Below are 13,911 nucleotides of genomic sequence, written 5' to 3' on the forward strand. Positions count from 1 at the left end.
AACTCATCATAGTAGATGCAGAAATTAGTTAAATGGTCATAGTAAAATCGTTTGTTTAAAGAAAAAATAGAAAAAACGCCTTACAATAAGGCGTTTTTTCTATTTTCTGCGTATTGATAATATCGCTTTAAGGAAATTTTTGATTTGAATCCAGCGAGTTTTATAATTTCTGATTCAGGAGTTTCTTTTTTTATTAAGTTTAAAATATAGGTGTTACGAAAATGTTGTCCTGAAATTCCTTTACGTAAATTGGCTCTAGCCACTTCGAGGCGAATCATTTTTTGTATAGCAATTTCCGTTAATGCCTTTGGTGCATCATTTTCATATACCCACCTGTATGTTCCACGGTTAAAATCGAATGCGACAAATAATGGATCATCACTATGGTATTTAGGACGAACTGGTTCTGGGATGCTTTTGTAATAATTATATAGTTGTTTTTTGTCTTCTTTTGCTAATGTAATTGTTCTTTCTACACCTGCGGTTGCTGGGATTGATAATGTATTAGTTTCAAAGTGAACGTGATGCATTGTTAATGCTGTAAGTTCCTGTAAGGATAAACCGTAGTCAATCAATAGATTTAAAATAGCAATATTGCGATCCATTAATAAAGGGCGCACAGGAAGTTGTTTTTCTGAAAGTCCTTCTAATGAAGTGACTATATACTTTAACCTTTTTTCTTCATCAGGTGAAATGAAATCTTCGTTACGAAGTGTACGGTCTGGTTGAATAGATATTTCCATATTCTTCAATGGATTAGGAATGTTTAGAAAATGATGCATTCTATTTAGTACAATAAATACACGATGTATCGTTTTTTCTGAGTAATGTCGATTCGTTTTTAAATCGGAAAAGTAATCTTCGTAGTCTTTTGTACAAAGTGTAGCCCATATATTACTGGAAGGGAGCTTTTTGTTTTTTTCTAACCAATGTCCGAAGTCTTCAATGTCATAAACATAACGTTTAATAGTTGAGGGTTTTCGGCCTTTATTCAATAAAAAAATAGAAAAGGCTTGTATTGTATCATGGAATTCAGTTGTCTCCATAGTCCCACCACCTTAATTATTTCTTATATTATAGCAAACTTTTCTGAAAATAGGCATTTACAAGGGGGACAGGAATAATAATATTTGGTGAGTGGATAAAATGAGGTGATTGTATGGAACAATCGATGCGAAAGAAAAACAACAATCAAATTAATATTGTGTTAAACCATCGAAAGAAAATTTCTTTGCCAGCCGCAGAAAATAAAACGGTAATTTCAAATGAAACTGCAATTAAACATGAAATGCTGCAGAGAATTGAAGAAGAGATGGGGAAGCTTGTTGGGATGGAGGATATAAAAAAGATAATAAAAGAAATATATGCTTGGATTTATGTGAATAAAAAAAGACAAGAAAAGGGATTGAAGTCAGAGAAGCAAGTACTTCATATGCTGTTTAAAGGGAATCCAGGTACAGGGAAGACAACTGTTGCTAGAATGATAGGAAAATTGCTGTTTGAGATGAATATTCTATCGAAAGGCCACTTGGTTGAAGCTGAACGTGCTGACCTTGTAGGAGAGTACATCGGCCATACAGCCCAAAAAACAAGAGATTTAATAAAAAAAGCAATGGGAGGTATTTTATTTATTGATGAGGCGTATTCTTTAGCTCGAGGAGGAGAGAAGGACTTTGGAAAAGAAGCAATTGATACGCTTGTAAAACATATGGAAGATAAACAACATGGTTTTGTATTGATTTTAGCTGGATATTCAAGAGAGATGAATCACTTTCTTTCATTAAATCCAGGGCTTCAATCTCGTTTTCCATTTATTATTGAGTTTGCGGATTACTCGGTAAATCAGCTATTGGAAATTGGGAAGAGAATGTATGAAGATCGTGAATATCAGTTATCAAAAGAAGCTGAATGGAAATTTAGGGATCATTTACATGCGGTGAAGTATTCGTCGCAAATTACATCGTTTAGTAATGGGCGATATGTACGGAATATTGTTGAAAAATCAATTCGTACACAGGCGATGCGGTTGTTGCAAGAAGATGCGTATGATAAAAATGATTTAATTGGAATATCGAGTATGGATTTGATGCTCGAAGAGGAGACGCACAGTACATAAACTGTGCGTCGATTTTTGTGTATAAGTTCGTTTACTCTTTTTTTGCTTTTTCTTGGTGTGTTTTATGGAAGTGTTCCATTTTAGCGCTCTTTTCGTGTGCTGAATTAGGATCGTGTCCAAATTGATTTACTGAGCTTTTTTGAGCTCCTTTATTAACGTGGTTTGTCATTTGTATTCACCTCACTTTAAAAATTAGTATAAACATTATATAAAGAAAAAATCGTTAGAAAAGAAAAACCTCTTTACGATATGTAAAGAGGTTAGATTGCTATTTATGCATTGAACGTTCTTTCGTTTCGATACGTCTGTGCGGTAAATGCCATTTGTAATGAATAGAAACCATGCGGAAGCAAACAATTAAAATGAATAGAATGTAAAGAGCCCAATCGCTAACAATAATTTGAGCTCCAATTAAGAAACCTGCTAAAATTGTCCAAAAGGCATATACTTCAGCTCGAAGAACGAGAGGTTTTCTGCGGGCTAAAAGATCGCGAATGATACCGCCGCCGATACCAGTTAAAACAGCTGCTACAATTGTGGCGCTAATTGGTAAATTTAATTTTTGGGCATATAATGCTCCTTGTACAGCAAATGCTGATAAACCGATAGCGTCAGTGATATTTTCCCACTTTTTCCAATGTCTAATTAACTTATTTGGAAAAAGAAAAATAATAGTCATTGATAAAAGTGCGATTTGGAATAACATGTCTTGTTGCCAAAACGCGACAATCGGATAACCGATTAATAAATTACGAAGGGCACCTCCCCCAAATGCGGTTGCCATTCCTAAAATATACACCCCGAAAATATCATAATCCTCTTCCATTGCAACAATGGCTCCGCTTAGTGCGAAAGCAATTGTGCCTATGATGCTAAAAATCTCCCATGCCATGAATTTTCTCCCCCGCTAACTAGATGAAATGTGCTTCCTCTGCTATTATATTAGAAGGTTTAAATTTCGAAAAGGATGAGTGAACATATTTGATGGAAGAAAAAGAAAAAGTCATATTAGTAGGCTGTCAATTGCCACAAGATGATGATGAGAAATTTATGCATTCCATGAAAGAGCTTGCATCACTAGCGAAGACTGCACGAGCAGAATTGTTAGTGTCAACAACGCAAAAACGACCAAAGTTTCATCCGGCAACTTACATAGGTAAAGGGAAATTAGAAGAGCTTACAATGTTAACTGAAGAGTTAGAGCCGGATGTTATTGTATTTAATAATGAATTAACGCCGAGTCAAATTCGGAATTTATCCTCAGTATTAGATGCGAGAGTAATTGATCGAACGCAACTAATACTGGATATTTTTGCGCAACGTGCGAAGTCGAGGGAAGGTAAGCTTCAAGTAGAATTAGCTCAGTTGCAATATACAATGCCGCGTCTTATGGGGCAAGGATTGTCCTTATCGCGTCTTGGTGGTGGTATTGGAACGAGAGGACCGGGTGAGACGAAATTAGAGACGGATCGTCGTCATATTCGATCCCGTATTGATGAAATAAAGAAACAACTTGCAGTTGTTGTGGAACATCGAAAAAGATATCGTGAGAGAAGAAAAGATAATAAAGTATTTCAAGTTTCGTTAATAGGGTATACAAATGCAGGGAAATCGACACTGTTTAATAGATTAACGGAAGCTGATACGTTTGAAGAAAACCTTCTGTTTGCAACATTAGACCCAACGACGAGGAAGATGCCGTTACCTTCTGGTTATACAGTATTACTAACTGATACTGTTGGTTTTATACAAGATTTACCCACTTCATTAATCGCTGCTTTTCGTTCAACGCTGGAAGAAGCGGGGGAAGCAGATGTCATTTTACATGTAGTTGATTCCGCGGATCCTAACTACATAGGGCATGAAAAAACAGTAAAACAATTATTATCAGAACTTGAAATTAACCATATTCCTATTATTACGTTATATAATAAAAAAGATGAATTACATCAAAACTTTATTCCGTTTCCGAAAAGTGATTTCTTAATGACTAGTGCTTTTGAAGAAAATGATTTATTGCGTATAAAAGAAGCGATAGAAACGAAGATGAAGAAAGAAATGGATTGTTATCGAGTGGAAATCCCTCCGAGTGAAGGTAAGTTGTTAACGCTTTTAAAGACGGAAACTCTATTAGCAAAGATGGAGTTTCTAGAAGATAAATTTGTATATGATTGTGCAGGGTATATTTTTACTCATTCATCGCTTAATGTGCAATTAAAGAGATTTTTAGTGGAAGAAGGAGACAATAAAAATGTTTGATCGTTTGAAAAATGGAGAAAAAATTGCTCCAATCGTAAAAGAAGTAGAGAGTCAGATTACAGAAGTACATAAACGTGCGGATGAAGTAATTGAAAGCAATCAGTTTCGTGTATTAGAAAGTTTTCGTAAACATAAAATTAGTGACTCGCATTTTATCCCGACAACAGGTTATGGTTATGATGATATTGGCCGTGATACGTTAGAAAAAGTGTATGCTGATGTATTTGGGGCGGAAGCTGGACTTGTTCGTCCGCAAATTATTTCAGGTACTCACGCTATCTCTACAGCTTTATTTGGTATTTTACGCCCGGGAGATGAGTTATTGTATATCACTGGGAAACCGTATGATACGTTAGAGGAAATTGTTGGTGTACGTGGGAAAGGTGTAGGTTCATTTAAAGAATATAATATCGGTTATAATGCAGTTCCGCTAACTGAAGCTGGGCTTGTTGATTTTGAGGCTGTTGCAGCAGCGATTCATAATAATACGAAAATGATCGGTATTCAGCGCTCGAAAGGTTATGCTACTCGTCCGTCGTTTACTATTTCTCAAATTAAAGAGATGATCGCGTTTGTTAAAGAAATTAAACCTGATGTTGTTGTGTTTGTAGATAACTGTTATGGCGAGTTTATTGAAGAGCAAGAGCCATGTCATGTTGGTGCAGATTTAATGGCGGGTTCGCTTATTAAAAACCCGGGCGGCGGAATTGTTAAAACTGGTGGTTATATTGTCGGGAAAGAACAGTATGTTGAAGCGTGTGCATATCGTTTAACATCTCCGGGAATTGGCGCTGAAGCTGGAGCGTCTTTATACAGTCTGCAAGAAATGTATCAAGGGTTCTTCTTAGCGCCACATGTTGCAGGACAAGCGCTGAAAGGTGCAATTTTTACAGCTGCGTTTTTAGAAAAGTTAGGAATGAACACGTCACCAGCGTGGAATGCACCAAGAACAGACTTAATTCAATCTGTTCAATTTGATGATAAAGACCGTATGATTGCCTTCTGCCAAGCGATTCAATATGCATCTCCAATTAATTCGCATTTTACTCCGTATGCAAACTATATGCCAGGTTATGAAGATGATGTAATTATGGCTGCGGGAACATTTATTCAAGGTGCAAGTATTGAATTGTCTGCTGATGGTCCAATTAGACCGCCATATGTTGCGTATGTGCAAGGTGGCTTAACGTATTCGCATGTTAAAATTGCGATTTGTTCTGCGATTGACGAATTGATTGAAAAGAATTTATTAACAATTTCTTAAAGGGAAGCTGTCGATTTCGGCAGCTTTTTTCGTATAAAAGTAATGATTTATGCGATTAGAAAAAAGAATGAAAAAATTCATAAAAAAATTCATAAAAAATCATGTAAGAAAAACTAACATCTATTGACACTAAACATAACATGGTATAAAATGAGAAGCAGTTAAGGCGAAGGAGGAACTGAAAAATGAAAGAAGATAGACGTTCTGCCCCGCTGTTTCCTATTGGTATTGTTATGGATTTAACACAATTGTCTGCACGTCAAATTCGCTACTATGAAGAGCATAATCTTGTTTCTCCAACCCGTACAAAGGGGAATCGTAGATTATTTTCATTTAACGATGTAGATAAGTTGTTAGAAATTAAAGATTTGTTAGATCAAGGCTTGAATATGGCTGGTATTAAACAAGTGTTACTAATGAAAGAAAATCAAACAGAAGCAGTGAAAGTAAAAGAAGAAACGAAAGAAATTTCAAAAACTGAGCTTCGCAAAATACTTCGAGACGAACTACAACATACAGGTAGATTCAATCGAACTTCATTGCGACAAGGTGACATTTCAAGATTTTTTCACTAAAGATAACTGATTCTGAAGGCGATTAGAGGGACTAAGGAGGAATTTATAATGTCTAGATACACAAAAGAAGATATTTTCCGTTTGGCGAAAGAAGAGAATGTAAAGTATATCCGTTTACAATTTACGGACCTTTTAGGGGTAATTAAAAACGTAGAGATTCCAGTGAGACAATTAACGAAAGCTCTTGATAACAAAATGATGTTTGATGGATCTTCGATTGAAGGTTTCGTACGTATTGAAGAATCTGATATGTATTTATATCCTGATTTAGACACTTGGGTAATTTTCCCTTGGACAGCTGAAAAAGGTAAAGTAGCTCGACTAATCTGTGATATTTACAATGCAGATGGCACTCCATTTGATGGAGACCCACGTAACAACTTAAAACGTGTGTTAAAAGAAATGGAAGCTTTAGGATTTTCAGACTTCAATCTTGGACCAGAGCCAGAATTCTTCCTATTTAAGGTTGATGAAAAAGGAAATCCAACATTAGAACTAAACGATAACGGTGGATACTTCGACCTTGCGCCGATGGATCTAGGGGAAAACTGTCGTCGTGATATCGTTCTTGAACTTGAAGAAATGGGATTTGAAATTGAAGCATCTCACCATGAGGTTGCTCCAGGGCAGCACGAAATTGACTTTAAATATGCAAATGCAATTCGCTCATGTGATGACATTCAAACATTCAAACTTGTTGTAAAAACAATTGCTCGTAAACATGGTTTACACGCAACGTTTATGCCAAAACCACTATACGGTGTGAACGGTTCAGGTATGCACTGTAACTTATCATTATTTAAAAACGGTGAGAACGTATTCTTTGATGCAAACGGTGACTTACAATTAAGTGATGATGCTCGTCACTTCATCGCAGGTATTTTAAAACATGCACCAGCATTTACAGCGATAGCAAACCCAACTGTAAACTCATACAAACGTCTAGTACCTGGATATGAAGCGCCTTGTTACGTAGCATGGTCTGCACAAAACCGTAGCCCGTTAGTACGTATCCCTGCATCTCGTGGTATTAGTACACGCGTAGAAGTGCGTAGTGTTGACCCGGCTGCAAACCCATATTTAGTAATGGCTACATTATTAGCTGCAGGTCTTGATGGAATTAAAAACAAATTAACTCCACCAGCAGCAGTAGATCGTAACATCTATGTAATGACAAAAGAAGAGCGCGAAGAAGCAGGTATCGTTGACTTACCAGCAACATTAGCGCAAGCATTAGTTACATTACAATCTAATGAAGTAGTATGCGGTGCACTAGGAGAACACTTACTTGAGCACTTCATCGAAGCGAAAGAGATTGAGTGGGATATATTTAGAACACAAGTTCACCAATGGGAACGCGATCAATATATGTCTCTATACTAAGAGGCTTGAACCCTTGATACAACTCGTATCAAGGTTTTTTTAATTCCCAATTATTACACTTTTATGTGGTTATAAAATGAAAAACAGCCACATAAAAGCTAATAATTAATAACAAGTAGTGAAATCATAGAAAAACATTATCAGATAAACGTAAGTTTTATATAATTTGTGAAATAAAAAAGCCTTGATACTACGGTATCAGGGCTTTTTTAAGTGAACTTATTGGATATATTAACTACTAGATAATGGATTATTTTTGGTTATTTTGAATCATGTTACTAAGAAAATTTTTTCAAAAGAATTGATTTTATCTTTTTTTAAATCACTTGTGCTATAACTTAATAATTCTTTACTGCCTGTACAACGCGACCAATTATTTTTACATCTTCAGCTGAAAGGTCGTAAGTTTTTGGTTCGTGGATAGGGTCATTACTCAATGGTATTAAAGTAATGATGCTTCCGGATTTTGAAATCTTTTTCACGGTAGCATCATAACCATTGACTTTTACAACGGCAATTTGTCCGTTTTCAACATAAGGAGTTTCCTCTACTAAAACATAAGAACCATCAGGGAATTCGAGATTCATGCTAGTGCCTTTTACAGTAAGATAAAAATACTTTTTACGCTTGTTTAAAAATGTACTTAGCATTGGTAAATAGCCTTCAATATTTTCTTCGGCGAATATAGGTGTACCGGCGGCTACCGAACCAATGATAGGAATATGAATAATATTTGATTGATCGTTTTGGATGGTTTCATAAATAGAAACTTCTTCTTTAACAGTATTGTCCTCTTGAGTTGCGAGTCTTTCTAAATCATCAGTAGTGATTCCTAATCCCTTACAAACTTTTATCACATTATCAACAGATGCTTTGCCAATCCCTCTTGATAACATGGATTGCAGTGTTGTGGGGGGGAGACCTATTTTTTCGGCGAAGGCTCTTTTGCTATAGCCAGCTTCTTTTATTAAGCGTGTTACAACCTCTGCTTTTTTCATTACTTTCACCATCTTTCTTATTAAAATGTATACGATATTGCGTATTTCTGTATATATCATAACCTAACTAGATTTGTTAGTAAATAGAAAAGTATACGAAATTGAGTATTTTAATACGTTATTTTATTGACTAAATACGAAATTGAGTTTATATTTAAATGGAAATGAACGCAATATCGTACAAAAAGGTGGTGAGTCAATGTATCCGAATTTGCGTGCAGAGATGGCGAGAAAAAGAATTATGATTACACAAATTTCTTCGCATCTGAAACTTCGCCACGCAACAGTGAGCGACAAAATAAATGGTAAATTTCGTTTTTATTATGATGAAGCTTTTGAAATTAAGAAAACTTTTTTTCCAGAACATAGTTTGGAATATCTTTTTGAATTTGAAGAAAATGAAGCGAATTGAAATCGGAGGAGATTTACTTAAAATGTAACGCTATAATCGAATTATTGAATGATGATTTAATAAGAGGGTTCATATCAAAGTATTTAATTTAAATTTGGATAACTAGTTAATCTGTAAAAAGAAAGTAACGAATTATGGGTAGTGCGAAATTATCTCAATGCAATAAAGATAGCCCAAAATTAGTAGTGAGGAGGAGATGAGGATGGGGCAATTAACTGACTCATCAGTACATAGTTCATTAGTATTTGAAGTTGATGGCAAAGTAGTAACGGATAGTTTGGTAATTGCGAAGATATTCAAAAAAAATCACTTGGACGTTTTGAAGGAAGTTCGAAAACAAATTGTATATGTAGATGAAGAGTTTGGAGGAGAAAATTTTCACGAGTCCACTTATGTTAATTCAAAGAACAGGCGAATCTCTAAATATGATTTAACAGAAGAAGCATTCACGTTACTTGTTATGGGATATACCAGTAGAGAAGCGGTTGGAATGAAAATTAAATTTATGAAAGAGTTCAAACGAATGAAGCAGTATATACAAAATCAACAAAATGTGCCAAAGGATCCAATGGGGGTTTTAAAGTTAACATTTGCTGCGTTAGAAGGGCATACTCAGGAGATACAAGAGATTAAGTCTGAGGTGAGGGGATTGCGAGAAAATACGCCGCTTTATGCTATCGAGTGTGAAGAAATAACAAGGGCTGTAAAAAGGTTAGGTGTTATGTTATTGGGAGGTAAAAATTCAAATTCTTATCAGGATATCGGCCTTAGAAGGAAGTTATATAGAGACATTTACAGTCAGTTACATCGGGAATTTGGTGTGAATAGTTATAAAGCTATTAAGCGTCATCATCTGGATAGAGCAATACAAATTATTAATGAAGAATATTCAATTCCAACTGTTTTAAATGAAGAAATTACAGTTAAAAACTCACAAATAAATATGGCAGACATTCAGTAGGAGGAAAGAACATGCAAAGAAAGATTTTAGTGATTACTAGCAGTTTAGCAGGGTTACCAACTGTCAGTGAATTTAAAACAAAGGAAGATGCAAAAGAGCAGGTTAGAAAGCTTATTCAAAAAGGAATGAGTCAAAATGTGATTCGTATAACACAAGAAATTCCAATGAATATCGAAATTCAAGTGGATGTTGAATTTGAGGAATAAGAGAGGTTTAGAAGAAAATAGATATGGATAGCATGATTGTTTTGAATGAATGCATAAGAAAAGAATCCGTTGCAGCGGATTCTATAAGAAAAAATATCTCTAGATAAGTATAACATTGAATACCGTTTTTGAGAATTTATGAGGTGGCTAGTATGGGGATTATTCGAGTGAAAAAAGATAGTAATTATTCCGTTATAAATAATACTGGTTTAAAAGATGAAAGGTTGTCATGGAAAGCGAAAGGAATCTTAGCCTATGCGCTTACATTACCAGACGATTGGACTTTTCATATTAGCGAATTAGCTCGACATGCTAAGGATGGAGAAGATTCGCTCCGTACAGGTTTTAAGGAATTAAAAGAATTAGGTTATGTAAAACGTTATCCTGTTCGTGATGGGAATACCCAAAAATTACAAGGTGGGATACGGAAATTTACGAAACGCCACAAAGGAACATGCCACAAGTGGAAAACCAAGATGTGGTAAAGCTATATGTGGAAAATCAGACACTACTAAATACTAATAGACTAATTACTAATAAACGAAATACTAATATACAAAACACTAATCATTATGATGATATGGATAAATTAGACTCTCGTGTATTCATCAATGAGAGGGTTAAAGTAAGTTGTAACTTTATTAAGGGGATGGGCATTCCGTTAAGTGAAATTGCAATTGCAGAGTTGGGTGATTTTTGTAATTTGTTTAGTGATGAGTTAATTCAGCAGGCAATTAATAAAGCCGTTGATGCGAATGCACCAAGATGGAACTACATTAAGGCTATATTGAGGAATTGGAAGGAGCAAGAAGTTAAAACATTAGTTGATGTGGCTACACTAGATAGACGTTTCGAAATGAGCAAGAAAAAGAAATATAACGAGACAGGTAGGAAGTATTCAAATAGAAAAGAGATTGCACCCGATTGGTTATATAAAGATGATGAATCAACAAATCTAGAAGGGGAAAGAAAAACCGTGCAGTCTACTGATGAAGAGCGTGAGAGATTACAAGAAGTGTTAAATAAATATAAGTCATAAGAAAAAATGTTAGGTGATTTTGTTATTTTAAAATATATTATGTTAATAAAATAATAATACAATTATATTCTTTAAAGATTCCCAATGCATAGTGAACAGTATTATAAAGATAGTAGTGAATGTTTGGATCAAGTATGAACCATTTGTAATTTCAGTTTCTTTCTTAAGGTTCTATGGGGACTGTTAGAAGTTTTTTCAAAAGGATTCAGGAATTACTTACGATATCGGAATTCTAAAGATGTAATGAACTTATCAATAGAGGGTAAAAAATGTTAGGAAAGGGTTGTGTTTATAAAATGAAAGATAATTTACAAGTAATAAAGATTGAAAAAGCTAATAAGCATATTCATTCTATTAAATTAGTGTTAAGAGACTTTGTAAAAAGAACGGAAGTGGGTGAATCAGTAAGTGTTCGAATGGCTCAAAGATTATAAGAAGTTAGAAGAAGAAATTGCTTATTTAGAATACAACTTAGATAAATCAAAAGCCGAATTGAAGCGTTGGATTAGCGGTGATTTGCAAAATGTAAGATTAACCGCTGAATCGGAAGGGGCTAAGGTAGAAGGGCGTATTGAAGCAATTGAATATGAATTAGCTCATAAAATGAATGAAGAGTGTGATTTAAAGCTTTTGATTAATAAGTTTACAGGACTGGATCATCAAATACTTAAAATGAAATATGTTGATGGAATGACTTTAGAGCAAATTGCGTTTGAATTATATTATAGTACAGGCTATATACGCCGAAAACACGCTGAAATAAGGAAGATTGTCAAGTTTTTAGATGGATTTTAGTGTTACCTTTTTGTAGGATACATGCAGTGTACAGAAAGTATTGAAAAAGTGATTTATAGTAGTAATATAAGATTTCGACGAAAGGGCAACTATTTTTATGGTTGCTCTTTTTGTTGTGAAAGAAGGTGAGTAACATGAAGTGATTTTATAGATAAATGGGCATTTAGCTTCCGGTTATATTTAGTAAAGTAGTAGGTTTACAGGCGAAAATAATAGCAAATAAGGAGATGTTTAATGATGAATTTATTAGCTGCTTCAGTCAAAACAAAGAATTTGCCACAACAAGTGTTACGTTGGCAATCAATGGTAGAAAGTGAATGTTCCGCACAAGGAGTACCTGAGTTAGTTCCTTACGTACTTGGAATTATTATGGTGGAAAGTGGAGGGAACTCTGAAACAACCCCCGATATTATGCAGTCCAGTGAATCACAAGGTTGGCCAATGAATACAATTAAAAATCCTAAGGATTCAATTTATTACGGAGTAAAGCATTTAAAGGGAGCTTTTGATGATGCAAAGAAAAATGGTATTACAGATTTAAGTGCCATTGTTCAATCGTATAATTTTGGACGAGCTTACCTTCGCTGGTTAGCTTCTAACAATAAACAGCATTCATTACCGGTAGCAGATTTGTATTCTAAAACGGTTGTTGCTCCATCACTCGGAAATACAACTGGTGCTATGGTGAAATATAGTCACCCTATCGCTGTTGCCTACAATGGTGGTTATCGATATAAAAATGGGGGGAATTTCTTCTACTCTGAAATTGTTAAGCAATATGTTGATTTTAACGGAGGAACTGATGGTGGTGACAATAAACCGTTACAACCAAAAGGACTAGGAATTGCAACGTCTAAATACCCAGAAGGATCGGGTATCAATTTATATAGTGGCCCTGGAAAAGATGCTTGGTTCACAGGTCATGTCATTAATACAAAAATGCCATATTTAATTATAGATGCTGCTTGGTATGGTGGGAATGAAAATATGTTGTGCCTAGGCTGGGAAGCATGGGCAAAAGAAGAACACTTTGAAGTAGAGTGGTTCCATGCTTATTCAAAATATCCAGCAGGTTATGGTATTAACACATATGATGGTCCAAATGGAAATTATAAAGGAAATGTAGATGGATCTTATCCATATGGCGTTTTTGCGAGAAAAGATGGCTATATCGATATTGGACAAAATACATGGGTAAAAGAAGAACATTTTAATGTAAGGTAATAACAAAGGGTTTCTTATTCTGCGATTATAAATATTAAATTTAAATATAAAGAAAAAATGTTATGAAAGGGTGCTTTTTTAAGTGCCTTTTTATATCACTTATAAATAGGAAGGAAGATTATTATGGCAAAATTTATTTATCCAACCGATACAACGAGAGTAACAAGTGGTTTTAGGGGGAGTAGACCAGATCATCATGGGATAGATCTGGCTGAATCGGGTTATCATCCGATTTATGCAGCGGCTAGCGGACGAGTTAGTCGTTCTTATGTTTCATCTAGTTATGGTGAATGTATTATGATTGTGCACACTATTGATGGGGTTACATGGGAAACAGTATATGCTCATATGCGTAGCGGTTCTCGAACGGTGAAAGAAGGTGATTATGTTACGCAAGGACAAACTATTGGAGTTATGGGTAGCACGGGAGAAGTTACTGGTCAACATCTACATTTTGAATTGCATAAAGGGTCTTGGAACGTTAATAAGAGTAATGCTGTGAATCCATTAGATTACTTAGGAAAAGGAGACGGTGGTGGTACAACAGATCCTTCTAATAAACCACTACAACCAAAAGGGCTAGGTATCGCAACGTCTAAATACCCAGAAGGATCGGGTATCAATTTATATAGTGGCCCTGGAAAAGATGCTTGGTTCACAGGTCATGTCATTAATACAA

The 13,911-nt window shown here is 35.1% G+C and carries 16 protein-coding genes and 1 pseudogene; 13 read left to right on the forward strand and 4 right to left on the reverse strand.

The window, feature by feature from the left end:
• Window positions 1-80: 80 nt before the first annotated feature.
• Window positions 81-1,046 carry a tyrosine-type recombinase/integrase gene (locus MR169_RS12335; protein ID WP_242319466.1) on the reverse strand — a complete coding sequence of 322 codons (966 nt, stop codon included), beginning with the start codon at window positions 1,044-1,046 and terminating at the stop codon, window positions 81-83.
• A gap of 113 nt (window positions 1,047-1,159) precedes the next feature.
• Here MR169_RS12335 and spoVK point away from each other — a divergent pair, with 113 nt between their 5' ends.
• A complete protein-coding gene (gene spoVK / locus MR169_RS12340; RefSeq protein WP_000438175.1) occupies window positions 1,160-2,116 on the forward strand; it encodes a stage V sporulation protein K in 957 nt (318 codons plus the stop codon).
• A gap of 31 nt (window positions 2,117-2,147) precedes the next feature.
• Here the strand turns inward: spoVK and MR169_RS12345 are convergent, their stop codons facing one another.
• Window positions 2,148-2,285, reverse strand: a complete 138-nt coding sequence (locus MR169_RS12345) for a hypothetical protein (RefSeq protein WP_000181501.1) — start codon at window positions 2,283-2,285, stop codon at window positions 2,148-2,150.
• Between the two features lie 99 nt (window positions 2,286-2,384).
• On the reverse strand, window positions 2,385-3,008 hold the full coding sequence (locus MR169_RS12350) for a trimeric intracellular cation channel family protein (RefSeq protein WP_000312267.1): 624 nt from the start codon (window positions 3,006-3,008) through the stop codon (window positions 2,385-2,387).
• A 92-nt stretch (window positions 3,009-3,100) separates the two neighbouring features.
• On the opposite strand from MR169_RS12350, the gene hflX reads away from it, so the two are divergent.
• From hflX to glnA, 4 genes are all read left to right on the forward strand, one after another.
• Window positions 3,101-4,375 (forward strand): GTPase HflX, encoded by a 1,275-nt coding sequence (hflX, locus tag MR169_RS12355; RefSeq protein ID WP_016118491.1) that lies wholly within the window; start codon window positions 3,101-3,103, stop codon window positions 4,373-4,375.
• Complete coding sequence (locus MR169_RS12360) at window positions 4,368-5,639, forward strand: methionine gamma-lyase family protein (protein WP_000460290.1); 1,272 nt, start codon at window positions 4,368-4,370, stop codon at window positions 5,637-5,639. The genes hflX and MR169_RS12360 overlap by 8 nt, the downstream gene beginning before the upstream one ends.
• A 185-nt stretch (window positions 5,640-5,824) precedes the next feature.
• Window positions 5,825-6,214, forward strand: a complete 390-nt coding sequence (gene glnR, locus MR169_RS12365; RefSeq protein ID WP_000656783.1) for a transcriptional repressor GlnR — start codon at window positions 5,825-5,827, stop codon at window positions 6,212-6,214.
• Window positions 6,215-6,262: 48 nt separating this feature from the next.
• Window positions 6,263-7,597: a type I glutamate--ammonia ligase gene (gene glnA / locus MR169_RS12370; RefSeq protein WP_000092763.1), complete on the forward strand. Its 1,335-nt coding sequence runs from the start codon at window positions 6,263-6,265 to the stop codon at window positions 7,595-7,597.
• Window positions 7,598-7,935: 338 nt separating this feature from the next.
• Here the strand turns inward: glnA and MR169_RS12375 are convergent, their stop codons facing one another.
• Window positions 7,936-8,595, reverse strand: coding sequence for a LexA family protein (locus MR169_RS12375; RefSeq protein ID WP_033683142.1), 660 nt, complete (start codon window positions 8,593-8,595; stop codon window positions 7,936-7,938).
• Window positions 8,596-8,794: 199 nt separating this feature from the next.
• Between MR169_RS12375 and MR169_RS12380 the strand changes: the two genes are divergently transcribed.
• From MR169_RS12380 to MR169_RS12415, 8 genes and pseudogenes are all read left to right on the forward strand, one after another.
• Window positions 8,795-9,007 carry a hypothetical protein gene (locus MR169_RS12380; protein ID WP_000283431.1) on the forward strand — a complete coding sequence of 71 codons (213 nt, stop codon included), beginning with the start codon at window positions 8,795-8,797 and terminating at the stop codon, window positions 9,005-9,007.
• Between the two features lie 202 nt (window positions 9,008-9,209).
• Window positions 9,210-9,968 (forward strand): ORF6C domain-containing protein, encoded by a 759-nt coding sequence (locus MR169_RS12385; RefSeq protein WP_044795394.1) that lies wholly within the window; start codon window positions 9,210-9,212, stop codon window positions 9,966-9,968.
• Window positions 9,969-9,979: 11 nt separating this feature from the next.
• Window positions 9,980-10,174, forward strand: coding sequence for a hypothetical protein (locus MR169_RS12390; protein ID WP_001189064.1), 195 nt, complete (start codon window positions 9,980-9,982; stop codon window positions 10,172-10,174).
• Between the two features lie 152 nt (window positions 10,175-10,326).
• Window positions 10,327-11,213, forward strand: a pseudogene (locus MR169_RS12395) (DnaD domain protein).
• Window positions 11,214-11,482: 269 nt separating this feature from the next.
• Window positions 11,483-11,647, forward strand: a complete 165-nt coding sequence (locus MR169_RS12400) for a hypothetical protein (RefSeq protein ID WP_000900736.1) — start codon at window positions 11,483-11,485, stop codon at window positions 11,645-11,647.
• The gene (locus tag MR169_RS12405; protein WP_242319467.1) at window positions 11,622-12,008 is read left to right on the forward strand and encodes a hypothetical protein; all 387 of its coding nucleotides are present in this window, start codon (window positions 11,622-11,624) and stop codon (window positions 12,006-12,008) included. Before MR169_RS12400 ends, MR169_RS12405 begins: the two co-directional genes overlap by 26 nt.
• Before the next feature lie 237 nt (window positions 12,009-12,245).
• A complete protein-coding gene (locus MR169_RS12410) occupies window positions 12,246-13,232 on the forward strand; it encodes a lysozyme family protein (protein ID WP_033668930.1) in 987 nt (328 codons plus the stop codon).
• Between the two features lie 123 nt (window positions 13,233-13,355).
• Window positions 13,356-13,911 (forward strand): M23 family metallopeptidase (locus MR169_RS12415; RefSeq protein WP_242319468.1); only part of this gene is annotated, 556 nt, incomplete at its 3' end.

The sequence above is a fragment of the Bacillus cereus group sp. BfR-BA-01349 genome, from assembly GCF_022663795.1.
GTDB lineage: Bacteria > Bacillota > Bacilli > Bacillales > Bacillaceae_G > Bacillus_A > Bacillus_A cereus.

What these genes read in the sequence shown, in the direction of transcription:
- MR169_RS12335 (WP_242319466.1), bottom strand. Translation starts at nt 1,046, where the DNA reads ATGGAGACAACTGAATTCCATGATACAATACAAGCCTTTTCTATTTTT.
- spoVK (WP_000438175.1), top strand. Translation starts at nt 1,160, where the DNA reads ATGGAACAATCGATGCGAAAGAAAAACAACAATCAAATTAATATTGTG.
- MR169_RS12345 (WP_000181501.1), bottom strand. Translation starts at nt 2,285, where the DNA reads ATGACAAACCACGTTAATAAAGGAGCTCAAAAAAGCTCAGTAAATCAA.
- MR169_RS12350 (WP_000312267.1), bottom strand. Translation starts at nt 3,008, where the DNA reads ATGGCATGGGAGATTTTTAGCATCATAGGCACAATTGCTTTCGCACTA.
- hflX (WP_016118491.1), top strand. Translation starts at nt 3,101, where the DNA reads ATGGAAGAAAAAGAAAAAGTCATATTAGTAGGCTGTCAATTGCCACAA.
- MR169_RS12360 (WP_000460290.1), top strand. Translation starts at nt 4,368, where the DNA reads ATGTTTGATCGTTTGAAAAATGGAGAAAAAATTGCTCCAATCGTAAAA.
- glnR (WP_000656783.1), top strand. Translation starts at nt 5,825, where the DNA reads ATGAAAGAAGATAGACGTTCTGCCCCGCTGTTTCCTATTGGTATTGTT.
- glnA (WP_000092763.1), top strand. Translation starts at nt 6,263, where the DNA reads ATGTCTAGATACACAAAAGAAGATATTTTCCGTTTGGCGAAAGAAGAG.
- MR169_RS12375 (WP_033683142.1), bottom strand. Translation starts at nt 8,595, where the DNA reads ATGAAAAAAGCAGAGGTTGTAACACGCTTAATAAAAGAAGCTGGCTAT.
- MR169_RS12380 (WP_000283431.1), top strand. Translation starts at nt 8,795, where the DNA reads ATGTATCCGAATTTGCGTGCAGAGATGGCGAGAAAAAGAATTATGATT.
- MR169_RS12385 (WP_044795394.1), top strand. Translation starts at nt 9,210, where the DNA reads ATGGGGCAATTAACTGACTCATCAGTACATAGTTCATTAGTATTTGAA.
- MR169_RS12390 (WP_001189064.1), top strand. Translation starts at nt 9,980, where the DNA reads ATGCAAAGAAAGATTTTAGTGATTACTAGCAGTTTAGCAGGGTTACCA.
- MR169_RS12400 (WP_000900736.1), top strand. Translation starts at nt 11,483, where the DNA reads ATGTTAGGAAAGGGTTGTGTTTATAAAATGAAAGATAATTTACAAGTA.
- MR169_RS12410 (WP_033668930.1), top strand. Translation starts at nt 12,246, where the DNA reads ATGAATTTATTAGCTGCTTCAGTCAAAACAAAGAATTTGCCACAACAA.